Raw genomic sequence first — 24,907 nt, forward strand, 5'->3', positions numbered from 1 at the left:
GGGTGCTGACACCGGACGAGTTCTCGCATGTCTGGGAAAACGAAACCAGCCTCGATCGCAGGCCCTACCCGGTGAACATGGTGCCAGCGGCCACCGTGCGCACCGAATCCGAATACGCCGCACTGCGTTTGCCGCAACGCTTCGCCCGCCAGGCCGATCCGGACCTGGCCGCCGCACTGATGCTGTGCGGCCGCTCCGACGCCACCACCATCACCCTGTCCGGCGAGCGCAGCGCGCCGCCGCGCAACGGAACCAGCGGCGACACCGAACGCATCCTCGCCTACGCCGCGGTGGTGCACAATCACGCGGGCATCCTGGTCGCCACCCCGGACAAGGTGACGGTGCTGATGTGCCACGCCCGCCAGGTCGGCGAGCGGCTGGTGCAGGTCATCGGCTCCGCGCAGGCGGGCAGGCTCGGCACGATGCGCGAACCACAGGACGCGGTGCTGAGCCCGGATCGCACCGAACCGTTCGTCACCAACGGACATCGCGGCGCCGCCCGCTTCCGCCAGACCCTGCGAAAACCGGTGGACGGCCGCGGCTTCCTCACCGTCACCGTGGAACCGGACAACCCGATGTCACCGCCGACCAGGCACCGCACCTGGCTCGACTTCACCGGCGACGGCCGCTACCTGCTGACCACCTCGCAGGACCTCATCCTCACCCCCGTCTCCGACGACGACTTCGCCGCGCAACTGATCGGTCTCGCACACATCCGCTGACAGCCTCGATGTTGTTGAACGGATCTGCCGTGCGCGCGTGGTTAGCTGTATTGCATGGCGAAAAAGGGCTGGTCTGTCCCTGCTACCGAGGCGCTCAAAGCCGATGGATTGCGGATCGCTGACCTGGACACCTCCGGAACTCCGGGGTTCAAGGGCGACAAGAACGCAGGCCAGGAGCTACTTGCCGAGCGCACCGAGGTGCTGTCCGCGCTGCAGGAGCGGCTCTACGCGAACGGCCGCTCCGGCGATCTGCGCAGCGTGCTGCTGGTGCTGCAGGGCATGGACACGGCGGGCAAGGGCGGCATCGTCCGGCACGTCATCGGCTCGGTCGACCCGCAGGGCGTCGACCACGCCGCCTTCGGGGTGCCGACCGAGGAGGAGAAGCGGCACCACTACCTGTGGCGAATCCGTAAGGCGCTGCCCCGCGGCGGCCAGCTCGGGGTCTTCGACCGCTCCCACTACGAGGACGTGCTGGTGGTCCGGGTGCACAACCTGGTGCCCGAAGAGGAGTGGGAGCCACGCTACGACGAGATCAACGCCTTCGAAAAGGAACTCGTCGACGAGGGCACCACGGTGGTGAAGGTGGCCATGTTCGTCTCGCTCGACGAACAGAAGAAGCGGTTGCTCGAGCGGCTGGAGCGGCCGGACAAATATTGGAAGTTCAATCCGGCTGACATCGACGAGCGCGGGTACTGGCCCGACTATCAAGAGGCCTACCAGGCCATGCTGGAGCGCACGTCCACCGAGTACGCCCCGTGGCATGTCATCCCGGCCGATCGCAAGTGGTACTCGCGGCTCGCGATCACCGAGCTGCTCATCGACGCGCTGGAAAAGCTCGATCTCGAGTGGCCCCCAGCGAAATTCGACGTCGACGAGCAGAAGAAGCGCCTCCTCGAAGCCTGAGCGGCGCCGCTACGGAACCAGCGGCCGCACCTCCTCGGCGATGAAGCGCACGAACCCTTCGGGATCCGGCTCGTCGGCGGTCGGCAGCACCACCACAGTGTGCGCGCCCGCCTCGGCAAGCCGGATCACCGCGGCGGCAACATCTTTCGCGTCGCCGGCCACGCCTGCGCCCGGCGCGTGCTTCGGCGTCCGTGCCGCGGCAAGCCGCGCCTGCGCGTTCTGACCGGTGACGGCAAGCAGATTCGCGACGACGACGTGCTCGTCGGTGCGCCCGGCCGCGGCCCGTCCCTCGTCGATCAAGACCTTGGCGGCCCGCACACCGTCCGCGTCCACGATCGAATCCAGCAGCGTCCCGTCCGCGTGCGAGCCACACAGCCGAATCGAGCGCGGCCCCTGCGCACCGGCGTAGATTTTCGCGGGCGCGAGCGGCGGCCAGTCCAGCGCCACCTCGTCCAGCCGCACATAGCGTCCCTCGGTGCTGACCCGTTCGCCGGCGAGCAGCGCACGCAGCGCGGTCAGATACTCGCCGAGCAGCGTGACCGGCGAGTCGACCCGCGCACCGACCTGCCCCATCCAGTCCTGCACGCCGTGACCGACACCGAGCAGCACCCGATCCGGGAACAGCCGGTGCAGCGTTGCCGCCTCCATCGCGGTGAGCGCCACATTGCGCAGCGGCACCGGGAGCAGCCCGATGCCGACCTGCACCCGCTCGGTCCACGCCAATGCCGCTGCGGCGCTGGCGATCCCGCTCTCCAGGAAACAGTCCTCCCACAACCACAGCTGTTCGAGTCCGGCCGCGTCGGCGACACGGGCCACCGCATGCAGCCGCTCCGGGGGATTCTGTGGACGAAAAACAGCACCGAGAACAGTCATCGGCCATTCCTACCCGGACGGTCCGACAACCATGACCGGGGTCGCGCCCGAAATTTCGGAATCTCTCAGGTTCACCCGTGATGATATGGCCGTGGCCCGACCACGCGGAGTCGGGTTTACGGCTCTACGATCGTGGCGGCAGGTACCGGCTAGTCGAGCGAAAGGCGTGGTGAACGCACGGTGAGCAAGAACCCGGGTGGGAAGAAGAACCCGCTGCTGGCGGCGAACAAGGCCGAACGCAACCGCAAGATCCTGATCCAGGTGGCCGTCGCCGCCGTCTTGATCGCACTCGTCGCGGGCATCGGCATCGGCATCGCGGCCAAGAAGGCCAAGCGGGACGACCCGGGTCCGACCCCGTCGATCCCGGCGGCCGCGAACACGAGCCCCGATGGCATCACCGGCACCATCACCGACAAGGGCGCGATCCGCATCGGCAAGGCGGGTGCGAAGGTCACCGTCCGGGTCGTCGCCGACCTGCAGTGCCCCGCGTGCAAGGGCTTCGAGGCCGCCAACGCCCAGGTCCTCGACGACGTGGTGAAGAACGGAACGGCCGCGGTCGAATACGACGTGATCGCGTTCCTGGACAAGGCCTCGACCACGCGCTACTCGACGCGCGCGGCGAACGCGTCCTACTGCGTCGCCGAAGCGGATCCGAGCAAGTACCAGGCCTGGGTGGCCAGGATGTTCGCGCAGCAGCCCGCCGAGGGCGGCGCAGGCCTGCCGAACGACAAGCTGGTCCAGATCGCGAAGGAAGCGGGCTACCCGGACTCGGTGGCCGGCTGCATCACGGACGTGAAGTACGACAAGTACATCCAGTCCCACACCGACGAGGTGCTGAAGAGCGGCATCCAGTCGACGCCGTCGGTGTTCGTCAACGGTAAGGCGCTGACGAGCCAGGAGGTGTTCGGGCAAGGCGCGATCGCTCCCGCGATCGCCGCCGCTGCGGCCCAGTGAGCATCGCCCCGCCCCGGACCGCCTGGGTATTGCTCCTCGGCGGCCTGCTCGGCTGGTTGGCCGCGGTGGCGCTGACCGTCGAACGGTTCAAGCTGTTCACCGACCCCGGCTACACCCCGTCGTGCAGCATCAACCCGATCCTGTCCTGTGGCTCGGTGATGGTGACCAAGCAGGCCGCGGTCTTCGGGTTCCCGAACCCGCTGATCGGCATCGTCGGCTTCTCCGTTGTGGTCACGCTCGGCGTGCTTTCGGTGGCCGGGGTGGGGTTCCCGCGCTGGATCTGGGGCGGGCTGTGGCTCGGCACCGTCGCAGGCCTCGGGTTCATCGGCTGGCTGATCTTCCAGAGCCTCTACCGGATCAACGCGCTGTGCCCGTACTGCATGGTGGTGTGGGCGATCATGGCACCACTGTTCGCGGTGATCACCAATCAGCTCTGGGGCAACGCACCCGGCCCGCTCCGGGTGCTCGCGGAGTGGCGGTGGACGCTGGTCGCGCTGTTCTACGCGGTGGTGCTGCTGCTGATCTTCCTGCGCTTCCAGGATTACTGGCTCTCGCTGTTCTAGTTCGGCGTGCCCGCCACGAGCACGATCGTCACCGTGCGGCGGGCACCGGCGGTGTCGACGACATCGAGTTGAATCGTGTCGGCGGGCTTGTGCACGTTGATCGCGGCGTGCAACGCCCGCGCCGAGGTGATCGAGCGGCCATCCACCGAGGTGATCACCTCGCCACTGGTGAGCCCGGCGGCATAGGCGGGCAGCCCGTAGATCGCCAGATCAATCCGTGCCCCACCGGTTTTCGCGTCGGAGGTCAGCACACCGAGCGTCGCGGTAGGCCCGATGTGCACGGTGTCGGTCGGCGTGCCCGCGCGGATCTGCTCGACCACCCGCATCGCGGCGTCGATCGGCACCGCATAGCCGTTCGGCGGCCTGCCCGCCGAGCGCGCCGGATCACCCGATGCCGCGGCGATGACACCGATCACCGCGCCGGTCCGATCGGCGAGCGCGCCGCCGGATTGGCCGGAGGTGACCGCCGCGGCCACCTCGAGCATGCCGGTGAGCGGTTTACGGGACAGGTCGGCGGAATTGAGCGCGACGATGGTGCTGTCCAGATCGGTGATGGTGCCCTGGATCCCGGTCGGCGTGCCGCCGACCCCGCCCGCGTTGCCGATCGCCATCACCTCGTCGCGCACCCGGACATCGGCCGAGCTGCCGATCCGTGCGGTGGCCAACTCGGCCGCGCCGGTCAGCGCGAGCAGCGCGATATCGATGCTGGCGTCGTAGCCGAGCACGACGGCGTCGTAGTCGCGCCCGTTGCCGACATCGGTGACGGTCACCGTGTCCGCGCCCTTGACCACGTGGTGGCTGGTCAGCACCTGCCCGTCCGCGGTGAGCACGATGCCGGAGCCTGCGGCGCCGAGGCCGAACGGCTTGGTCGAGGCGCTGATGTCCACCATGGCCGGGTCGATGACGGCCGCGACGGCGATCGGATCCAGCGGCGGCGGGGCAGGCGCGAAGATCGGGGCCGCGTTGTCGCCGGACCCGAGCGGCCAACCCGGCAATTCGCCCCGGTAGCCGAGGAATCCGGCCACTGCTAGCAGCGCCGCGACGATCATCGCCAGCGCGCGCCCCCCGGACCGTTCGTCAGTCATGCTCTCCGCCTCGGTACAGCCTGCGAATTCGATTGTGGCCGGAGATCTTCACCGTAGATCGAAAACCGACTGGATCAGGGCGTAGGCTGCGGATACGCCGCGATGACCGCAGCCCTTTTGAGTCATTCTTGCCAAGTTGTGCCATACAGAGGTAGGCATGTATTCATGACACCAGCTGCCGCGTATGCCCTAGCCGCCCCGGACGGCACGTTCGAGAAGGTGACCATCGAGCGCAGGGAGCTCGGCCCGCAGGATGTGCTCATCGACATCAAGTACGCGGGGATCTGCCACTCCGATATCCACACCGCCCGCGACGAGTGGGGCGGCACCAGGTATCCGGTGGTGCCAGGCCACGAGATCGCGGGCCTGGTCGCCGCGGTCGGCTCGGCGGTGACCAAGTACCAGGTCGGCGATCGGGTCGGGGTCGGCTGCATGGTCAATTCGTGCGGCGTGTGCGGGCCGTGCCTGGCCGACGAGGAGCAGTACTGCACCAAGGGCGCGACGATGACCTACAACACGCCCGTCGACCCGTCGGTCCAAACCGATGGGTACACGATGGGCGGCTACTCGACGCAGATCGTGGTGACGGAGGACTTCGTCGTCGGCATCCCCGAGGGCATCGGGCTCGACGTGGCCGCGCCGCTGCTGTGCGCCGGCGTCACGCTGTTCTCGCCGCTGCGGCACTGGAACGCGGGGCCGGGCAAGAAGGTCGCGATCATCGGCATGGGCGGGCTCGGGCATGTCGGGGTGAAGATCGCCGCGGCGCTCGGCGCCGAGGTCACCGTGCTCAGCCACTCGCTGAGCAAGCAGGAAGACGGCAAGATGTTCGGCGCGAGTCACTACTACGCGACCAGCGACAAGCAGACCTTCCGCGACCTGCGCGGCTCGTTCGACCTGATCCTCAACACCGTCTCGGCGGACCTGCCGATCGACAGCTACCTGCGGCTGCTGAATCTGGACGGCACCCTGGTGATCCTCGGTCTGCCCGAGCAGCCGATGAGCATCAAACCGTTCACCATCGCCGGATACCGGCGTTCGCTGGCCGGCTCGATGATCGGCGGCATCGCCCAGACCCAGGAGATGCTGAACTTCTGCGCCGAACACGGCATCGGCGCGGAGATCGAGGTGATCTCCGCTGACGAGATCGACGGCGCCTACGACCGTGTGGTCGCCAGCGACGTCCGCTACCGCTTCGTCATCGACGTCTCCACGATCTGACTCGGGATCTCGGCTGCGGGCCAGCCGATTTCGCCGGGCAAGCACGACACCCGAATACGCGGTGCGACGCGACAATGTGGGTACGTTGACGAGGTGGCCTCGGATGAAGACGACAACGCGACACGGCCCACCGACGTGCAGGCGGCACCCGTCGGCGACGCCGTGCTCACCGCGGAGATGACCACCGCCCCGCCGCCGTGGCTGTTGCGGGCCTTTCTGCTCGCCGCGGCCACGGTGGCCGGGCTGTTCGCGGGCTTCTGGGCGCTGACCCGGCTGCAGGGCCTGCTCACCATTCTGCTGGTCTCGCTGTTCCTCGCGTTCGCCATCGAACCCGCGGTGAACTGGCTCGCGCGGCGCGGGATGAAACGCGGGCTCGCCACCGGGGTGGTCTTTCTCGTGGTGATCGCGGTCGTCGTCGCCTTCTTCTGGACGCTCGGCTCGTTGCTCGTCGATCAGGTCACCACCCTGGTCAACAACGCCCCGCAATATGCCGATCAAGGTATCGACTGGATCAATCGCACCTTCAAGACGAACCTGTCCGGGACCGATCTCGAGAAATACACCAGCAACTGGAGCAAGTACCTCGAAGGCGCCGCAGGCAACGCCTGGGACATCGGTACCCGAACGGTCGGCGTGGTCTTCCAGTCCCTCGGCGTCCTGCTGTTCACCTACTACTTCGCCGCCGACGGCCCGCGCTTCCGCAACGCCGTGTGCTCGCTGCTGCCGCCGCGCAAGCAGCGACATGTGTTGCGCGCCTGGGACATCGCGGTGGAGAAGACCGGCGGCTACATCTACTCGCGCGGATTGCTCGCCCTCGCATCGACCATCGCGCACTATGTGGCGCTGCGCGTGCTCGATGTGCCGTCGGCGTTCGCACTCGCGCTCTGGGTCGGCGTTGTCTCGCAGTTCATTCCGACCGTCGGCACCTACCTGGCCGGTGCGCTGCCGATCATCGTCGCGCTGGTGCACAGCCCCTCCGACGCGCTGTGGATCCTCGGCTTCATCGTGCTGTACCAGCAGTTCGAAAACTATGTGCTGCAACCGAGAATCACCGCGACCACCCTGGACATGCACCCGGCCGTCGCCTTCGGCGCGGTGCTGGCGGGCGCCGCGCTACTCGGTGCGACCGGCGCCCTGCTCGCCATTCCGGTCACCGCGACCGTGCAGGCCTTCGCCGGGGCCTACATCCGGCGCTACGAGGTGCACGACCCGGCGGCGCCGCTGCCACCGGCGCCGCCGAAGCCGCATCGAAAGTGGGCCCGCCAGTTGACCATTCGGTTCACCGGGACCGAGCAGGCGAAGGGCGGGTCGTCGCGTAGCGGCGAAGCTGGGTGAGCAGGGCAAGCGCGATCGTGCCCATGGTCGTGCGGCTGTAGTACGCGGTGTCGTACTCGACCTGGACGGTGAGCCGATCGCCGACGGTGAAAATGGTGAGCTTCGGCGGCATGCCGGGGCCCATCGCATAGATGTCGTCGCGGACGTGGCGCAGCCCCTGCGGCATCGAATGCGCGGGCAGGCGACCGATATTGGAGATGGCAAAGGTGGGCGCGGCAGCGAACAAGGCCGCCGTCCCCGGGTCGTGTGCGCGCTGGGCGGCAAGCAGGAATCGGCCCGCTTCCTGCCGATCCCGCGCGTCCTGCATGGCCGCGGTGACCACCCGGCCGAGGTCGAGCGGGCTGCGCTCCGGATCGACCAGCATCGGCGTGCCGACACCGGACGCGCAGTTCACCATCGTGCTCGCGGGCAACGGCGGCGTCAGCTCGCCGCGCACGTCGACGGCGTGGCCGCAGAGCATCGGCAGCGGTCCTGCTTCGGGCGCGAGCTGGGTGCGGAACGCGACCAGCGCGGCACCGGTGAGCAGGCTGTTGACCGACATGCCGTGCGCACGCGAGGTGGTGACCAGCGCGTCGGTTTCCCTGGTGTCCAACTCGATGCGCTGCACCGCGAACCGGCCGAGCGGGTCGTTGCCGACACCGTCGCCGTCGTGTGGCAACGTGCGTGGCGCTGCCTCCGGCCCCATCATCGCGGCGCCTGCGCGGACGAACTCCAGGAACTCGTCGACGTCCGTGCTCGAAATAACCTCCGCGAGTCGGGTATCCATCGCTTCGGGAGCATTCGGATCCGAATCATCTTGCGGTAGTTGGCTTCCGGTGGCATACGCGGTGTAGCGCTGCCACAGCTGACCGAGCAGCGCGAAACCGGATCTGCCGTCGGAGATTCCGTGATGGATCACCAGCACGAGGCGATCGCGTTCGCCGTCGCGCAGCAGGTGCGCGCGAAAGAGCCCGTCGGTCCAATCCCTCGGCCCGTTCACGAGATTCAGGTAGGCGGCCTCGTCGCCGTCGGTGACGTCCAGGCGTGGCCGGAACTCGTCGTCGCGGTGGAAGTGCTGCGTGCCGTCGGCAGCGGTGACCACCCGGCTGCGCAACAGCGGATGCGCGGCGGCGAGCTCGTCGAGCACCCGGCGCAGGATCTGGACGTCGAGGGTGCCGTGCACGGTGGAGCCGAGATACAGCGGCATGCTGCCGGTGGGGACGCTGCCGAGCTTGGTGTCGGTACCGAAGTAGGTGCGTTCGAACGGGGAAAGAGGGCGTTGCGTGGTCATGCCCCTCAACATACAGATGTTTCAAACAACTGTCAGAAACGTATGTATGAAACGTCCGTCACAAACGGGCGTATGCCCGACTGATAAGGTGCGAAGGTGGGAACCCGAGACGACCTCCTCGCCGCGGCCAAGCTGTGCCTTGCCGAACGCGGCTACGCGCGCACCACCGTGCGCGACATCGTGTCCGCCTCCGGCACCAACCTCGCGGCGATCAACTACCACTTCGGCACCCGCGACAAGCTGCTCTACCAGGCCATGCTGGAATCGAGCTCGACTGCGGTGCAACAGATCCTGGACTCGCTGCCCGTCGAGCACCCCGACGATCCGGCCGAGCGGCTGCGCGCCTTCCTGCAGCGGCTCACCGACTCGTTCACCACGGACACCGCGCTCTGGTCGGCCAACGCGGAAAGCCTCGTGCAAGCGCTGCATGCCCCCGACATCCGCACCGAACTCGGCGCGGCCCAGGGCCGTGCGCGCGCGGGACTTTCCCACCTGTTCGGCGACGAACCGGGCGATCCCGCCGTCGGCGCCGTGCTGCAGACCATGATCGGCGGGCTGCTGCTCCAGTGGTTGATCGACCCGGACCACGCACCGACGGCCGACACCATCGTGGCGGGCCTGCGCGCACTGGCGGAGCGTACCGGCCCCGAGTGATCAACTCGCCGACCCGAGTTACCGTCGACGCCAGGACCGATCACCCATGCTGGACCGATGGCGATTCTGCTGGCGCTGGTTTCGATGTGCTCCACGCTGGTGGGTGGGCTCGTCGCGGTGCGCATCGGCGACCGCAAACACCTGGTGCTCGGCCTCGCCGCAGGCGTGATGCTCGGGGTGGTCTTCTTCGATCTACTGCCCGAGGCGCTGGAGCAGTCCGGCCAGTCGGTGCTCGGCGTGCCCGCCGCGCTGATCGCCGCGGTCGTCGGCTTCCTCACCATCCACGTGATCGAACGCGCGGTCGCCATCCACACCGGCCACGAACACGAATTCGGCACGCACACCCATGGTTTCGAATCGGTCGGGCTGCTCGCCGCGGCCGGGCTGATCTTTCACAGCCTGCTCGACGGCCTCGGCATCGGACTCGGCTTCCAGGCGGGCGCCACCGTCGGCGCCGCCGTCGCCATCGCGGTGATCTCGCACGACTTCGCCGACGGCTTCAACACGTTCACGATCTCGACGCTCTACGGCAACGCCCGCAAGCGGGCGCTGATCCTGCTCGGGCTCGACGCGCTCGCCCCGGTGGTCGGCGCGGTGATCGGCACGCTCATCCAGGTCCCGGACGGGGCGGTCGGCCTCTACCTCGGTTACTTCGCGGGCTTCCTGCTCTACCTCGCGACCGCCGACATCCTGCCCGAGGCGCACGCCGTGCACCCGTCCCGGCTCACCCTGGCCTGCACGGTGCTCGGCGCAGGCCTCATGCTCATCGTCGCCGCATTGAACCACTGAGGTTGCGGCACTGAATGATCAGAAGATCGTCCGCGGCATCAGCACGACCCGCCAGCCGTCCGGATCAGGAAAGGTCAAGGCGCCGTTGCGAGTCCAGTACGGATTCGCCGCCTCGACCGGATCGACACCGAATGCCGTCAGCCGCTCAGCGACCTCGGCCACCTGAGTCGCACTCGTGAAGTACAGCACCAGCAGGTTTTCCGCGGTCGGTGCGGCCCCAGGACTGCCGTCCTCATGCGTGATGAACTCCAAGTGATAGCCAGTTCCCGGCAGCCCGAGCAGCACGCCGTCATATCCCTCGTGCTTCCCGAACCGCAAGAGCTCACGCAGCCCGAGCCCCTCGACATAGAACCGCACCACCTCGTCGAGCTGGTCCGTCTGCCTGGCGATGCGGACCTGCGCGACCGGCAACGAGTCGGGCCACGCGTCGTTCTCTGCTCCCATGGTTCGAACAATGCCCACCGACCGCGCCGAAATTCCCCGGTGGACGTTCCAGGGCCGCGACGGCCGAACACGAAGGCCGCCCCTGGAGATCAGGGGCGGCCGACGTCATTCATCGTTCAGCGCAGCGCTACTCGGACTCGAGCGCCCGCCTGCGCACCCGTCGCGCCGCCGCAACGAGGTTGCGCAGCGACGGCTCCAGCTGCCAGTAGTGCCTGGTCTTCAACCCACCGTCCGGGTTCGCCCACAGGCGTTCCGGCGTGATGGCTTCCGCTGCGGCGGTGAGCAATTCGTCCAGCTCGTCGATGTCGGGGATCCGGGCCGACCGGCTCTCGTACACGCCGGGACCGACGCCGTGGCTCAGGCCGTGCCCGGTCGCGCTGTCGCCCTTGAGCGCGGTGAGCACCCACTCGATCGAGCGGGTCGCGACGATCGCGGTGACGTCGGCATCGAGTTCCTCGATCGCCTCGACCACCTCGGCGCGGCCGGAATAGCCGATGTGCGTGTGGATCTGGGTGTCCGGCTTGACGCCGGAGGTGGCCAGCCGGAACGCGCCGACCGCCCAGCGCAGATACTCCGCCCTGCCCTCCGGCCGCAACGGCAGCATCTCCCGGATCGCGGGCTCGTCGACCTGAATGATCGCGATGCCCGCCTTCTCCAGATCCGCCAGCTCGTCCCGGATCGCCAACGCCACCTGGTCCGCGGTCTCGTGCAGCGGCTGGTCCTGCCGCACGAACGAACGCGCGATCATGGTGACCGGCCCGGTGACCATGCCCTTCACCGGCTTCTCGGTCAGCGACTGGGCGTAGCTGAGCCACTCCACCGACATCGGCTCGGGCCGCGACACGTCGCCGTAGATGATCGGCGGTCGCACACAACGGGATCCGTACACCTGCACCCAGCCGAAACGGGTGGTCGCGAAGCCGTCGAGCAGCTCGGCGAAATACTGGATCATGTCGTTGCGCTCGTGCTCGCCGTGCACGAGCACGTCGAGCCCGATGTCCTCCTGCAGCCGGATCGTCGCCTCGATCTCGGCTTCGATCCGCTTGCGGTAGTCGTCGTAGGACAACCTGCCCTGGCCGAGATCGTGGCGCGCCTGCCGAATCTTGGTGGTCTGCGGGAACGAACCGAGCGTCGTCGCAGGCACCGGCGGCAGATTCAGCCTGGCCTGCTGCGCTTCCCGACGCACCTCGTAGGGTTCCCGCGACCGCATCTCCGGCGTGACGGCGTAAACCCGTTGCCGCACTGCGTGCTTCTGCTTGAAATGCACCTCGGTCGGCCGCTTGCGCCAGCTCTCCGACGGCCCGTCGGTGAGCGCCTTCGCAAGCGAAACCACCTCGCCCACCTTCTGTTTCGCGAAGGCGAGCCGGTCGGCGACATTACCGAGGATGTCGTATTCGATGAGCGTGTCGTACGGCACGTGCAGCAGCGTCGTTCCTGTCGACACCACCAGATCCGGGCACACCTGCGCCAGCTGGTTCAGGTACTCGAGCGTCACGTACCGATCGGCCCGCCACACATTGCGACCGCTGATCACACCGGCGTACAAGCGCTTCCGGCGAATGCCGGGGATCTCCGCGAGCTCCTCCGGCCGAATGCGGTAGCTGGCCAGGTCGAGGCCGATGGCCTCCACATTGGTGCCCGCCAGGATCCGCAGCGCCTCACCGAAATCGCCGTACTGCCCGGTGACGAGCATGCGCGGACGCAACGGCGCCTTCGATAGTCGGTGATAGGCGGCCTCGAACGCGGCGAGCTCCGCGGGCGTGCGCTCGCTGGTGAACGCGGGCTCGTCCAGCTGCACGCACGTCGAGCCACGCTTGGCGAGGATCTCGAACAGTTCCTCGTACACCGGGAGCAGCTTGTCCAGCAGCTGCAACGTGTCGAACTGATCCTCGCCGGGGACCTGCCCCGCCTTGGACAACAGCAACAGCGACAGCGGGCCGAGCACCACCGGCCGCAACTCGATGCCCCGCGCGTTGGCCCGGTCGAATTCGTCGAGCAGCGCATCGGGGTGCAACGAAAATGCGGTGTCGGCCGCCAATTCCGGCTGCCGGTAGTGGTAATTCGTGCCGAAGAACCGCACCAATTCCAGCGGCGGCAGATCCGGCCTGCCGCGCGCCATCAAGAAATACAGGTCGAGCGGATCCAGCTCGTCCCGATACGACTGGAACCGCTTCGGCACCGCGCCGAACAACAGCGCGTTGTCGAGTACGTGGTCGTAGAACGAAAAAGTGTTGCCGGGGACCTGGGTCAACCCGGTGGCGGCGAGTTCGTTGAACTGCCGTTCCTGAATGTCACGGCCCACCGCGAGCAGTGCCTCGCGCGGGATCGCACCGCGCCAATAGGCCTCGAGCGCTCGCTTGAGTTCTCGATGCGGTCCGATCCGCGGGTAGCCGAGAATGCTCGACCCGTAGCCGTCGGTCACGTTCACCATGAGCGCGCTGCTCCCTTCGATGGCTGCGCGGCGCCCATCACGAACGAGGGACGCCGCACGCTCTTGCGCCTGGGTTGCTGAGGGTGCGGTCCGCGACGCGGTCGCGACCGGTAGAACCGGTCCGTGCCGCGGTCGCGGCCGCTCCGGCCTGGCTCAGGCCCGGTTGTACTGGTAGAAACCGGCGCCGGTCTTCTTGCCGAGCAATCCAGCTTCGACCATACGCATGAGCAGCGGCGGAGCCGAGTACAGCGGCTCCTTGAATTCCTGATACATCGAATCGGCGATCGACTTCACCGTGTCGAGGCCGACCAGGTCGGTCAGCGCCAGCGGGCCCATCGGGTGGGCACAGCCGAGCACCATCGCCTTGTCGACGTCGTCCTTGGTGGCGAAGCCGGACTCGACCATCCGGATGGCCGAGAGCAGGTACGGCACCAGCAGCGCGTTCACCACGAAACCGGACCGGTCCGCGGAGCGGACGACCTGCTTGTCCAGCACGTCGCCTGCGAACGCCTCGGCCCGCTTGGACACGGCCTCGCTGGTCTTCAGCGTGGTGACCAGCTCGACCAGCGGCAGCACCGGCACCGGGTTGAAGAAGTGCATGCCGACCACGCGCTCGGGCTGGGTGGTGGCGACGGCGATCTTCATGATCGGGATGGACGAGGTGTTGGAGGCGAGCACCGCGGACGGATCGGTGACGACCTTGTCGAGCTCGGCGAAGATCGCCGTCTTGACCTTCTCGTCCTCGAGCACCGCCTCGACCACCAGCTGGCGGTCGGCGAAGTCGTTGAGGTCGGAGGTGAAACGCAGCCGCCATGCCGCCTGCTCGCGTTCCCGCTCGGTGATCTTGCCGCTGCTGACGCCGCGGTCGAGGGAGCGAAGGATGCGGGCGCGGCCTGCGGCGGCCAGTTCCCTGGTCTGTTCGAAAACGAGCACGTCGACGTGCGCCCTGGCGCACACCTCCGCGATTCCGGCACCCATCTGTCCGGCGCCGATAATGCCGACGCGCTGAATCTTCTCGCTGCTCACGTCCCGCTCCTGCTGTTTGTCTGGCTAGTCGGTGGCTTGTGAAGGTTCTGCTCTGATGAAGCGAGCCTTCGATGGACCAACGTATAGGGATGCCCTCCCCACTGGGGCTGTTCAGTGGGAAGGGCGGTGGAACATCCTTCCGCGGCACCGCTCTGCCGCGGAAGGATGTTCGAGGGCCGGACCCTTGCGGGCCCGAAAGGTGTTGCGGATCAGTGGAACTGGCCCTCTTCGGTGGAGCCCTTCAGCGCCGCCGTCGAGGTGTTCGGGTCGACGGTGGTCGCGATGGTGTCGAAGTAACCGGCACCGACCTCACGCTGGTGCTTGACCGCGGTGAAGCCACGCTCGGCGGCGGCCTTGAACTCGCGCTCCTGCAGGTCGACGAAGGCGGTCATGCCCTCGCGGGCGTAGCCGTAGGCCAGGTCGAACATGCCGTAGTTGAGCGAGTGGAAGCCGGCCAAGGTGATGAACTGGAACTTGAAGCCCATCGCGCCGAGCTCACGCTGGAACTTCGCGATGGTCGCGTCGTCCAGGTGCGCCTTCCAGTTGAAGGAGGGCGAGCAGTTGTAGGCCAGCAGCTGGTCCGGGAACTCGCCACGGACGGCCTCGGAGAACTTGCGCGCGACCTCGAGGTCCGGGACGCCGGTCTCCATCCAGATGAGGTCGGCGTAGGGGGCGTAGGCCTTGGCACGCGCGATGCAGGGATCGATGCCGTTCTTGGTGCCGAAGAAGCCCTCGGCGGTGCGGGTGCCGTCCAGGAACTCCCGATCGCGCTCGTCCACATCGGAGGTGATGAGGGTGGCGGCCTCGGCGTCGGTGCGGGCGATGATCACCGAAGGCACACCGGCGACGTCGGAGGCCAGACGCGCGGAGGTCAGGGTGCGGATGTGCTGCTGGGTCGGGATCAGCACCTTGCCACCGAGGTGGCCGCACTTCTTCTCCGAGGCGAGCTGGTCTTCCCAGTGCACGCCTGCGGCGCCGGCCGCGATCATGGCCTTCTGCAGCTCGTAGGCGTTCAGCGCGCCACCGAAGCCTGCTTCGGCGTCGGCGACGATCGGGGCGAGCCAGTTCTTGACGGAGTCGTCGCCCTCGACCTTGGCGATCTCGTCGGCGCGCAGCAGCGCGTTGTTGATGCGGCGCACCACGTTCGGCACCGAGTTGGCCGGGTACAGCGACTGGTCCGGGTAGGTGTGGCCGGACAGGTTCGCGTCACCGGCGACCTGCCAACCGGACAGGTAGATGGCCTTCAGGCCGGCGCGGACCTGCTGGACCGCCTGGTTGCCGGTGAGGGCGCCGAGGGAGTTGATGTAGTCCTCGTTGTTGACGAGATCCCAGAGGATCTCCGAACCGCGACGGGCGAGAGTGGCCTCTTCGACGACGGTGCCCTGGAGCTTCGAAACCTGCTCCGCGGTGTAGTTACGGGTGACGCCCTTCCAGCGGGGGTTGGTGTCCCAATCCTGCTGGATTTCCGCAGCGGTCTTCGGGGTGCCGGCGTTCGACATCTCTGACTCCACTTCCTCGTTTAGGTCGATGTGCCCCACGGCCGAGCGGATAAACAACTCGTACTGCTGGAGCGGCAATTTGCAGGCTTGCTAGGCCCATGGGGTGTACTTCCACACGATTGCACAATGAGAAATGGCCGTCTACCTGTTGCTAATGTGAATCTCAGCTAGGTTTCGTCAAGCGTTTGCTAACTTTGCAAAACTTGCGGGCGAATTGCAAACATGGAACCTACCGGCTAGTAGGCCTGACGTGCGGTTTTAGCGTAACGCCCGTACTGTTAGACATCGGCTCCGCAGTGGTCACCGCCCCCGCTCGGCATTCCGTGTTGTGAGGACGTTCACAAGTCGGGGCAGGTGCCGCCCGTGTGGCCTGGACCACCTGAGCGTGGGCAGCCCGCGTGAGGTTCGGGCAGACTGGGGCGGATCGCCAAGTTGGACAAGTGACCTGCTCCGTGGGATCTCCTCGGTGGCAGCGCAGTCACACCCGGACAGGAGCCACCATGCGAAGAACGGCCTTCGCCGCGGCATTCGCCCTCGCCTGCACCGCAGGCCTGCTGAATATGCCCGTTGCGGCGGCCGTGCCTGCCGGAACGATCGAATCGGTCGTCCCGCTCACGCAGGCGGCAACGCTGCCGGGCGCCGCGCAGGCGAGCCGCATTCTGTACCGCTCGACCACGGCCAACGACGCGCCGACAACCGCGAGCGCGGCGGTCTACTTTCCCCCTGGCGAACCACCCGCTGGTGGTTGGCCCGTCATCGCCTGGGCACACGGCACCGTCGGCATCGGCGACGACTGCGCCTACAGCGCGGCCGGGCCCGGCGCTGTCGAGCGCGACTGGACCTACCTCGGCACCTGGCTGCAGCAGGGCTACGCGATCGTGGCGGCCGACTACGCGGGGTTAGGCACGCCGGGTGAGCATCCGTATCTCAACGGGATCGTCGAAGCGCACAACGTGGTCGACGCGGTCACAGCGGCGACCGCGCAGTATTCGTCGCTGGCGAAGAAATGGGTGGTGATCGGCCAGTCCCAGGGCGGTGCCGCTGCCGTCTACACGGCGCGCTACGCCACTGAATTCGGTGGTCCCTGGCTCGACTACCGCGGCGCGGTCGGCACCGGCGTCCCCGCCTATATCGAGGAAGTGCTGCTGCCGATCGGCCCGCACGTGCCACCGGTGAAACTCAATCCGAACGTCACGACCTATGTGCTGTACATCCTCAATGGGTTGCGCACCACCTATCCCGAGCTGAACATCGACTCCTTCCTCACCGACGCGGGACACTCTTGGGTCACCCAGGCGAGGGAGGCCTGTCTCGGCCCGCTCAGCGACGCGGTCGGGGCGGCGGGCGTGGTGCTCGGCGACCTGTTCAGCAGGCCGCTGGCGCAGATCCCCGATCTGCGCGGAGTACTCACTCGCTACCTCGGTCTGCCCGAATCCGGATACGACAAGCCGGTCCTGCTCGCTCAAGGCCTGCGCGACACTGACGTCATCACGCCGCAGACGCTGCGGTTCGCCGCTGTACTACAGGCGAACGGGCAGCCGGTGACGCTGCGGACCTATCCGACGGACCACAGCGGCACGGTGACCGCATCGCTGCCGGATTCGCTGCCGTTCGTGCGCAGTCTGTTCGGCTGATACGTCAGGACGTGCGTGCGCGGCCGATCCCCCCGACGGGCCGCGCACGCCGTTTCCGACCTGCCCCCTGTACTAGCCAGACAGGCTGGTCAGCGTGCACATCAGCTGACCGAGAGGGTGGATAACGCCGGTGCAATCCTTGGCTACCGGCTCGGTGGCCGGGACTGCGGGCTCGAGCGACAGTGGGGCCGCGCTCGCGACGCCACCGCCGATCAATGTTGCGGCACCGATGAAAGTGCAGACGACGATTTTACGTAGTGCAGACATGCAGAACTCCTGTCGAGTTGGGAAACCAGCGCTGCGAATCTAGCCAACGAAGATCTGTCCTGCATGACCCGAATTATATTGTCCTCCTGCTGAATTCAGCCGAGGTTCAGCTGCCCTTCATCGGATGTGTCTTGCGCCAGTGCTCGGCGATATCGATGCGGCGGGTGATCCAGACCTGATCGTGCGACTGCACGTGGTCGAGGAAACGTTCCAGCGCCGCCATGCGGGCCGGTCGGCCGACGATGCGGCAGTGCAGACCCACCGACAGCATCTTCGGATTACCTTCGGCCCCTTCGCGATACAGCACATCGAAGGCGTCGCGCAGGTGCGCGAAGAACTGCTCGCCGGTGGGAAACCCGGCGGGCGAAGCGAACCGCATGTCGTTGGTGTCCAGCGTGTAGGGCACCACCAGGTGGTCGGTGCCGTGCACAGTGACCCAGTACGGCAGATCGTCGGCGTAGGAGTCGGCGTCGTAGACGAAACCGCCGTGCTCGACGACCAATTCGCGGGTGTTCGGGGAGTCACGCCCGGTGTACCAACCCATTGGCGCGGCGCCGGTGAGCTCGGTGAGGATGCGCACCGCCGCGGCCATGTGCGCGCGCTCGGTGTCGCGGTCGGTCAGCTGGTAGGACTTCCAGCGCAGGCCGTGGCAGGCGATTTCATGGCCGAGCTCCCGAAAGGCGGCCACCGCCTCGGGGTTTCGCTGCATTGCCGTGGCGACGGCGAAGATGGTCAACGGCAGGCCACGGCGCTCGAAGGCACGAAGGACCCGCCACAGTCCGGCGCGCGACCCGTACTCGTAGAGCGACTCCATGCTCATGTGACGATTCGGAAACGCTTGCGCCGGTGTCATTTCCGAGAGGAAGGTCTCCGAGTGCTCGTCGCCGTCGAGGACGGTGTTCTCGCCGCCCTCCTCGTAGTTGAGCACGAACTGGACGGCGATCCGTGCGCCGCCCGGCCACTGCGGGTCCGGCGGTGTCGGGCCGTAACCGAGGAAGTCGCGCGCACTCATCCGCCCAGCTCCCCGAACAGGCGCAGGCGGGCCAGGCCGCCGTCGGGGTAGATGTCGAGCCGGACCTCCTCCACCGATGCGGCCATCGGCGTGATCGGGAACCGGTGCCTGGTGTCCGGCAAAAGCGCGGTGCGCGGGAGCAATTCGAGCTCGGTGCCGTCGGTGGTGCGGCCGACGAGCCGGGCCGCGCCGGGGCTGTTGCCGAGGAAGTACGAGGTGTCGATCTCGGCGAGCCGGATCAGGCCGGGCCCGGCGAGCCGGATGCGTACCCAGTCGTTGCCGTCGTCGCGGCGGCGCGCGGTCTCCCAGCCGTCGCCCATCCGCCGGGCCAGCCCCGGGTACAGCAGCTGGTTGGGCGAGCTGTAGAAGCGGTTGGAGCAATCCAGCACCAGCGCACCGTTTTCCAGCGCGGCGAGGTCGAGCGGGCCGAGGCCGAGCAGCTCCGGGTCGGGGCGGCCCTCGCCGTGCACCCGCAGCCGCGCGACGCCGCCGTCCGGGTGCATGGTGAGCTTCAGGTGGGTCCAGCGGTTGTCGTTCTCGATCGGGAACGGGTTGCGACTGTCGCCCGTGACGGCGGCATGGTCGATGAGTGGCACCCAATCCTTGCGCGCGGCAATCTCGTCGGCCGGTGGATAGCCGGTCACCGCGAGTGCGGACACCGAGACGGCAGGCGGATAGTTGCCCTTGAACCAGGCGGTGTCCACCACGATGCCGCGGATCACGCCAGGCACGCCGAGACGCACGATCGCGGCGTCGTCCCCCGGCTTGCCCCGATGCCTGCGGGTCTCCCAGCCGTCATAGACCTGACCCTTGTGGCCGAAGGTCGACGGCCGATACTCCGAAGGGCCCGGGTTGATCAAATTCTCCTTCTCCGCGAAGAATTCGTCGTCGGCCCAGATCACCGCGCCGCCGAGCGGGCGAACCGCCAGGTCGGGGAGCAGGGTGAAATCCTCGTGCTCGGTCATCCGGCCTCCTGCGGAATCGGCGCGCGGGTGACCAGGGCGCGCAGTACCGTCTCGGTCAGTTCGGGCGCGCGGGTGCGCAGCTCGTCGGGGGTACGGGCGCCGCAGTCGAGACCGCGTAAGACAGTGGCGGCCAAGGCTTCCGCGGTGGCGGGCTCGTCCATGACGCCGCCCTCGCGGCGGTCGAGGTAGGCCTGCAGGCGCGGCACGGCCACGTCGATGGCCTGCCGGAAGAAGTCGTAGGTCGCCAACCAGCGGGTGACCAGGTGGCCGGGGTGCATGTCCCAGCCCTGGTAGTAGCCGCGGCGCAGGGCGCGGGCGACCAGGCGATGGTGGTTGCGCAGTGCGGCTTCCGGTTCCGCGTCGGGCACGATCTGGGTGGAGCCGTCGCATACCCAGACACCGGTCTGCGCGGCGGCCACCTGCATGACGGCCTTCGCGTAGTCCGCGGCAGGGTGATCGAGCGCCTGGTCCGTGGCGGCGACGCCGCAGGCGGCGGTGTAGTCGTAGGTCCCGAAATGCAATGCGCTGCATCGGCCCTCCGCCTGGCCGAGCATGCGCGCGATGGGCACGGTGCCGTCGGCGGCGAGCACCGCCTGCGGGCTTTCTATCTGCAATTCGAACCGCAGCGCGCCTGCGGCAAGGCCGTAGCCGGTCTCCAAACCTTCACACACGGCGACCAGGGCCGGAACCTGCTCCGCCGCACGGATCTTGGGGACCGTGAAGACGAATCCGTTAGGCACGTCTTCCATTGCCGCCAGCACCAGCTCGAGCGTGCGCAGCGTGCGGCCGCGCTCCGGGCCGGCCAACCCCTTCGTCCGGATGCCGAAGCTGCGCGGGCGATCTGTGCGGTGCGCCCAGCCCGCCAGCAGGGCACCCGCCTCGCTCGCGGCCTTGTCCTCTTCGTCGTCGGCGCGGAAGCCGTAGCCGTCCTCGAAGTCGATGCGCAGGTCTTGAATCGGGTCCTGCACCAGCCTTCGGCGCACCTCGGGCACCGAACCTGTCGAATCCAGCTCGGTCAGCAGGGCGGTGTGGCGGTCGAGGAGTTCGATTGCCCTGTCGCCCCATTCGCGCGGGGTGGCCTCGGTGATCCGGTCGGCCGGAACGTACGCCGTGTGGATGGGCTGCGCCCGCCCATCCGGCCCCGGGTACCTGGTGCGCAATTCGTCATCGACGCTGTCGAGCATGGTGTCGATCCGCGCCCGGATATTCTCCGGCAACCGTGTCACCCTCGGTCTCCTTCCTGCATGGCCCGCCAAATTCGGTCGGCCGTCATCGGCAGCCGGTCCGGCCGCACCCCGACAGCATCGCGTATCGCGTTCGCCAACGCGGGAGCGACCGGGTTGTACGGGGACTCACTCATCGACTTGGCGCCGAGCGGACCGAACTCGTCCGCGGTGTCGGCGAAGTACACCTCGGTGCGCGGCACGTCGGCGAACTGCGGAATGTGATAGTGCCGCAGCGACTGCGTGGTGACGACGCCGTGCTCGCTGCGCATGTCCTCGTAGAGCGCGGTGCCGATGGCCTGCGCGACGCCGCCCTCCACCTGTCCTCGGCACTGCACCGGGTTGAGCACGGTGCCCGCGTCGACGGCCTGCACCGACTGGAGGATGCGGACCGTGCCGGTGTCCGGCTGGACGGCCACCCGGAAGGCGTGCACGTTGAAGCTCACCGAGCGTGGCGTGCCCGCGTGCTCACCGTGTGCGGTCAGTTCGCCGTCGGCCAGCAATTCGGCGGCCCCGAATACCTCGTCCCCGCAACGGACTCCGCCCGCGGTCAACACGCAATCGTGCTCGGGCAGCCCGGCCAGCTTCGCCGCCCTGGCGAGCAGCAGCCTGCGCAGTTCCAGTGCAGCGGCGTAGGTTGCCTTGCCTGCCACCACGATTCCGGTGGAGCCGAACGCGCCCGTGTCGTGACCGACCAGGTCGGTGTCGGATTGCCTGATCACGATGGCGGCCGCGTCGGTCTCCAGCGCGGTCGCCGCGAGCTGGGCATGCACCGTCGAGGTGCCGTTGCCGAATTCCGCAGTGCCGACCCGGATCTCGTAACGGCCATCGGGGAGCAGGGTGGCCGTCGCGTTCGCGTGATGGCCACGCGGCGGGATGGTCGCGATCATCGCCACCGCCATCCCCGTGCCGACCCGCCACTCTTCGGAGGGAGGCTCGACGCCGTTGCCCCGCAACAACGCCCGCTCGGCCAGATCGATGCACTGGTCGAGGCCGTAGCTGCCGAAGGTCAGGTCGGTCTCGTCCACCTCCGCACCGACGAACTCGTCACCGGGCACCACGACATTGCGCCGCCGGAACTCGAACGGGTCGATAGTCAGCTCGCGCGCCAACTCGTCCAGCGCGGACTCGATCCCGAAGATGACCTGGCCGAGGCCGTAGCCACGGAAGGCGCCGGACGGAATGTTGTTGGTGTACACCGCTTGTGCGTCGACCCGCTTGTTGGCACACCGGTAGACGCCGACCGACTCGCCGACGCCGTGGAACATCACGCCGACACTGTGATTGCCGTAGGCCCCCGCATCGGCGAGCACCTCGACCGTCAGCGCGGTCAGCACCCCGTTCGCGTCGGCGCCCGCGGTCACCGCGACCCGCATCGGATGACGGCTGGTTGCGGCGGTGAATTCCTCGGCGCGGGTGAACTCGTACTGCACCGGGTGCCCGGTCCGCAGCACCGCGAGGGCGATCAGATCCTCGGCAAGCATCTCCTGCTTGGCGCCGAAGCCGCCGCCCACCCTGGTCGCGAACACCCGGACCCGGTCGCGCCGCAGCCCGAACACCTGGCACAGCTCGTCGCGCACCAGGAACGGCACCTGCGTGCTGCACCGGATGACCAGCCTGCCGTCGGCGTCCAACCAGCCGATGCCGCCGTGGGTTTCCAGATGCACATGCTGCCCGCGCGGCGAATGCCACACGCCGCGCACCACTTTCGCGGCCGCCGCGAGCCCGGCCGCGACGTCGCCGACCTCGCCGTGCACCTCGGCGACCACGTTGCGCTCGGCATCCGCGATCCGCGCCGAATCCGGCTTCTCCGCATGAAGTTTCGGCGCTTCGGGCGCCAACGCCGCCGCGGGATCGAACACCGCGGGCAACACCTCGTACTCGACCCGCAACGCCCGGCATCCGGCACGCGCGGCCACCTGGCTCTCGGCCACCACCGCCGCCACCCGCTGCCCGACGAAACGCACCGTCCGATCCAGCACGTAGGTGTCATCCGGATCGTCGGCCCGCAATTCGTGCCGTGCCGTCGAGAACGGCACGTCCGGTGCATCCGCATACGTGAGCACCGCGTGCACGCCAGGCAGCGCCTCCGCGGCTGCGGTGTCGATCGCCAGGATGCGCGCGTGCGCGTGCGGGCTCGGCAACACCGCGATGTGCAGCGGTGCCGTCGGTGGTGAAACCTCGCTCGCGCCAGGCGAATTCTGCTCCGTCGGGTATGGCCCGGCCTTCGGACCATTGTTCGCAGCACGGCCGGCAACCCCTGCGGCGTCACCAGGACAAATGTCGAACGTGAACGGCTCAGCGCCACGCACTATTCGTGGCCCAGCAGGCGCACCCACTCCGCTCCCTGCGCGACCCTCGACCACCGCACCACCATCGTGGCGTGCCGTCGTCGGCGGGGGCAGTTGGTCGACCTCTGTTGCGGTACCCGTGAGCGCATCGGCAATCGCGCGATAACCCGTGCAGCGGCAGAGGTTTCCCTTCATCAGCTCCGCGAGTTCCGCGCCGGATCGACCGCACCCGGCCGCGGCATCGCTGGTCGGATCCGGCGGTGCCGCACCGGCCGAGAGGCAACTCGGTGTCGCAGGGTCGGCTCGGTGGGCGGCCGCTCCGTCCTCGAGTCCGGCCGCGGTGACCACCATTCCCGCTGTGCAGAAACCACATTGGAAGGCGGCGTGCTCGACGAAGCGGCGCTGCACCGGATGCGGATCGGTGGCGGTGCCGAGACCTGCCGCGGTGGTGATCGAGCGGTCGGCGGCGCGGTGGGCCGGGATGAGGCAGGAGTGCACCGTCATGCCGTCGAGCTGAACCGAGCAGGCGCCGCAATCGCCGGTGTCACAGCCCTTCTTGACCGCGAGGGTGCCCTGCTCGCGGAGCAGGGTGCGCAAGCACTGGCCGGGTCGCGGGTCGACCTCGACGGGCCTGCCGTCGATATCGAACTTCACGACCGTCTCCGATCCTCGGCGCGTAGGTCCGCGCAAACCTCGCGAGCGAGCCGTCCGGTCACGTGCCGTCGCCAGTCGGGCGCGCCGTGCGGGTCGTCGAACCACAGCAGCGGGTCGAGCCCGGCGACCGCCGCGTCGATATCGGCATCGCTCGGTGCGGTGGCGAAATCCAGCAGCACCGGCTTCGTGGTGGCGGCGGTGAGGGTGACAGTGCAGCCGCCATCGGGATCACGGCGGCCGAGCACCACGGAGCCGGAGCGGCCGAGTGGCGCGAGCGCGATCTTCCGGAAACTGGTGTGCGCCAGCAAGCTGGACGTCGGCACCGTGATCGAGCGCAGCACCTCACCTTCCCGCAGCACATTGCGGCCAGGACCGAGCACGAACTGCCGCAGCGGAACTCGGCGGTCCTGTCCGTCCGGCGTCCAGATCAGCGCGACTCCGTCCAGCGCGGTCAAGGCCGCGAGCACCCCACCGGCGGGCAACGACAAACAGATGTTGCCGCCGACCGTCGCGGTGCGCCAGATCTTGTGCGACGCAAGCAATGCCCGGCACCCCTGCGCGAACAACCGTGTCCCCGGCCACTCTTCGCGCAGCACCTCCGCGCCCAGCTCCCGTCCCGGCACCGAACCGGCGAGTTCGGCCAGCGTGCAGGTCGCCGCGATCTCCAGCCCGGTCGGCACCTCGGTCAGTGCGGGCCAGCCGAGGGTGGTGATGTCGACCAGCCGGTCGAGCTCGTTCTGCGGTTCGGAGAAGAGGAAGGTCCCGCCGGCCAGCACCGCGGTGCCACCGCCGAGCACGTCCAGGTCGGCCCGTCCCCTGGCCTGCACCACGTCCCGGATCGTGTCCAAGTCCACGTCTCACCTCCACCGCTTGTCCGGCAACCGTAGGAGCGTGGCGTTGCCGCGATGTCGCACGGCAACCACGCCAGGTTGCGCGGCTGTTACCTGGCCGGCTCGCGACGCCGCGTAAACCGGCCGGTCGCGCCCTTCTGCTGTCCCGCCGCGCCCCCGGTCGCGCTTCGGCATCCACCCGTCCGGCTCTTTTCGGTCAGAGGCGGCACCGTTCCAGTATCTCGCACCGGCCGTGAACAGGTCG

Annotated in this window: 22 protein-coding genes; 9 read left to right on the plus strand and 13 right to left on the minus strand. The window is 68.1% G+C overall.

Annotated features, from left to right (window positions below):
- Positions 1–2: 2 nt before the first annotated feature.
- Both ACGFNJ_RS01180 and ACGFNJ_RS01185 read left to right on the plus strand, forming a co-directional pair.
- Complete coding sequence (locus ACGFNJ_RS01180; protein WP_393442061.1) at positions 3–722, plus strand: ESX secretion-associated protein EspG; 720 nt, start codon at positions 3–5, stop codon at positions 720–722.
- Positions 723–776: 54 nt separating this feature from the next.
- Entirely contained in the window at positions 777–1,625 is an 849-nt protein-coding gene (locus ACGFNJ_RS01185; RefSeq protein WP_393442063.1) for a polyphosphate kinase 2 family protein, read from the plus strand.
- Positions 1,626–1,634: 9 nt separating this feature from the next.
- On the opposite strand, the gene ACGFNJ_RS01190 is transcribed toward ACGFNJ_RS01185, so the two are convergent.
- Complete coding sequence (locus ACGFNJ_RS01190; protein ID WP_393442065.1) at positions 1,635–2,498, minus strand: LLM class flavin-dependent oxidoreductase; 864 nt, start codon at positions 2,496–2,498, stop codon at positions 1,635–1,637.
- 180 nt (positions 2,499–2,678) lie between these two features.
- Here ACGFNJ_RS01190 and ACGFNJ_RS01195 point away from each other — a divergent pair, with 180 nt between their 5' ends.
- Together ACGFNJ_RS01195 and ACGFNJ_RS01200 are read left to right on the plus strand one after the other, a co-directional pair.
- The gene (locus ACGFNJ_RS01195) at positions 2,679–3,452 is read left to right on the plus strand and encodes a thioredoxin domain-containing protein (RefSeq protein ID WP_393442067.1); all 774 of its coding nucleotides are present in this window, start codon (positions 2,679–2,681) and stop codon (positions 3,450–3,452) included.
- On the plus strand, positions 3,449–4,015 hold the full coding sequence (locus ACGFNJ_RS01200; protein ID WP_393442069.1) for a vitamin K epoxide reductase family protein: 567 nt from the start codon (positions 3,449–3,451) through the stop codon (positions 4,013–4,015). The genes ACGFNJ_RS01195 and ACGFNJ_RS01200 overlap by 4 nt, the downstream gene beginning before the upstream one ends.
- Here ACGFNJ_RS01200 and ACGFNJ_RS01205 read toward each other — a convergent pair.
- Positions 4,012–5,100, minus strand: a complete 1,089-nt coding sequence (locus ACGFNJ_RS01205; protein ID WP_393442071.1) for a S1C family serine protease — start codon at positions 5,098–5,100, stop codon at positions 4,012–4,014. The two genes, ACGFNJ_RS01200 and ACGFNJ_RS01205, sit on opposite strands and share 4 nt — an antisense overlap.
- Positions 5,101–5,265: 165 nt before the next feature.
- Here ACGFNJ_RS01205 and ACGFNJ_RS01210 point away from each other — a divergent pair, with 165 nt between their 5' ends.
- Both ACGFNJ_RS01210 and ACGFNJ_RS01215 read left to right on the plus strand, forming a co-directional pair.
- Entirely contained in the window at positions 5,266–6,318 is a 1,053-nt protein-coding gene (locus tag ACGFNJ_RS01210) for an NAD(P)-dependent alcohol dehydrogenase (protein ID WP_393442073.1), read from the plus strand.
- 93 nt (positions 6,319–6,411) lie between these two features.
- Positions 6,412–7,653, plus strand: coding sequence for an AI-2E family transporter (locus ACGFNJ_RS01215; RefSeq protein ID WP_393442076.1), 1,242 nt, complete (start codon positions 6,412–6,414; stop codon positions 7,651–7,653).
- On the opposite strand, the gene ACGFNJ_RS01220 is transcribed toward ACGFNJ_RS01215, so the two are convergent.
- Complete coding sequence (locus tag ACGFNJ_RS01220) at positions 7,598–8,923, minus strand: condensation domain-containing protein (RefSeq protein WP_393442078.1); 1,326 nt, start codon at positions 8,921–8,923, stop codon at positions 7,598–7,600. The two genes, ACGFNJ_RS01215 and ACGFNJ_RS01220, sit on opposite strands and share 56 nt — an antisense overlap.
- Before the next feature lie 96 nt (positions 8,924–9,019).
- Between ACGFNJ_RS01220 and ACGFNJ_RS01225 the strand changes: the two genes are divergently transcribed.
- On the plus strand, positions 9,020–9,577 hold the full coding sequence (locus tag ACGFNJ_RS01225; protein ID WP_393442080.1) for a TetR/AcrR family transcriptional regulator: 558 nt from the start codon (positions 9,020–9,022) through the stop codon (positions 9,575–9,577).
- A 57-nt stretch (positions 9,578–9,634) separates the two neighbouring features.
- The gene (locus ACGFNJ_RS01230) at positions 9,635–10,366 is read left to right on the plus strand and encodes a ZIP family metal transporter (protein ID WP_393442082.1); all 732 of its coding nucleotides are present in this window, start codon (positions 9,635–9,637) and stop codon (positions 10,364–10,366) included.
- Between the two features lie 18 nt (positions 10,367–10,384).
- Here the strand turns inward: ACGFNJ_RS01230 and ACGFNJ_RS01235 are convergent, their stop codons facing one another.
- The 4 genes from ACGFNJ_RS01235 to aceA form a co-directional block, all read right to left on the minus strand.
- Positions 10,385–10,810, minus strand: a complete 426-nt coding sequence (locus ACGFNJ_RS01235) for a VOC family protein (RefSeq protein ID WP_393442084.1) — start codon at positions 10,808–10,810, stop codon at positions 10,385–10,387.
- Positions 10,811–10,937: 127 nt separating this feature from the next.
- Positions 10,938–13,241, minus strand: a complete 2,304-nt coding sequence (metE, locus tag ACGFNJ_RS01240) for a 5-methyltetrahydropteroyltriglutamate--homocysteine S-methyltransferase (protein ID WP_393442086.1) — start codon at positions 13,239–13,241, stop codon at positions 10,938–10,940.
- 153 nt (positions 13,242–13,394) lie between these two features.
- Positions 13,395–14,267 (minus strand): 3-hydroxybutyryl-CoA dehydrogenase, encoded by an 873-nt coding sequence (locus ACGFNJ_RS01245; protein WP_069160673.1) that lies wholly within the window; start codon positions 14,265–14,267, stop codon positions 13,395–13,397.
- 209 nt (positions 14,268–14,476) lie between these two features.
- Positions 14,477–15,766, minus strand: a complete 1,290-nt coding sequence (gene aceA / locus ACGFNJ_RS01250) for an isocitrate lyase (RefSeq protein ID WP_393442088.1) — start codon at positions 15,764–15,766, stop codon at positions 14,477–14,479.
- A gap of 500 nt (positions 15,767–16,266) precedes the next feature.
- Here aceA and ACGFNJ_RS01255 point away from each other — a divergent pair, with 500 nt between their 5' ends.
- Positions 16,267–17,400, plus strand: a complete 1,134-nt coding sequence (locus ACGFNJ_RS01255) for an alpha/beta hydrolase family protein (RefSeq protein ID WP_393442091.1) — start codon at positions 16,267–16,269, stop codon at positions 17,398–17,400.
- A gap of 72 nt (positions 17,401–17,472) precedes the next feature.
- Here the strand turns inward: ACGFNJ_RS01255 and ACGFNJ_RS01260 are convergent, their stop codons facing one another.
- The 6 genes from ACGFNJ_RS01260 to ACGFNJ_RS01285 all read right to left on the minus strand — a co-directional run bounded on the left by ACGFNJ_RS01260 (position 17,473) and on the right by ACGFNJ_RS01285 (position 24,666).
- Entirely contained in the window at positions 17,473–17,667 is a 195-nt protein-coding gene (locus ACGFNJ_RS01260; RefSeq protein WP_393442094.1) for a hypothetical protein, read from the minus strand.
- A 106-nt stretch (positions 17,668–17,773) separates the two neighbouring features.
- A complete protein-coding gene (puuE, locus tag ACGFNJ_RS01265) occupies positions 17,774–18,679 on the minus strand; it encodes an allantoinase PuuE (RefSeq protein ID WP_393442096.1) in 906 nt (301 codons plus the stop codon).
- Entirely contained in the window at positions 18,676–19,644 is a 969-nt protein-coding gene (gene alc / locus ACGFNJ_RS01270) for an allantoicase (protein WP_393442098.1), read from the minus strand. The genes puuE and alc overlap by 4 nt, the downstream gene beginning before the upstream one ends.
- Positions 19,641–20,828 (minus strand): DUF6986 family protein, encoded by a 1,188-nt coding sequence (locus ACGFNJ_RS01275; protein WP_393443695.1) that lies wholly within the window; start codon positions 20,826–20,828, stop codon positions 19,641–19,643. The genes alc and ACGFNJ_RS01275 overlap by 4 nt, the downstream gene beginning before the upstream one ends.
- A gap of 38 nt (positions 20,829–20,866) precedes the next feature.
- Positions 20,867–23,812: a molybdopterin-dependent oxidoreductase gene (locus ACGFNJ_RS01280; protein WP_393442100.1), complete on the minus strand. Its 2,946-nt coding sequence runs from the start codon at positions 23,810–23,812 to the stop codon at positions 20,867–20,869.
- Positions 23,809–24,666, minus strand: a complete 858-nt coding sequence (locus tag ACGFNJ_RS01285; RefSeq protein WP_393442102.1) for an FAD binding domain-containing protein — start codon at positions 24,664–24,666, stop codon at positions 23,809–23,811. Before ACGFNJ_RS01285 ends, ACGFNJ_RS01280 begins: the two co-directional genes overlap by 4 nt.
- Between the last annotated feature and the right edge of the window lie 241 nt (positions 24,667–24,907).

The organism is Nocardia sp. NPDC049149, assembly GCF_043197455.1.
Taxonomy (GTDB): Bacteria; Actinomycetota; Actinomycetes; order Mycobacteriales; family Mycobacteriaceae; genus Nocardia.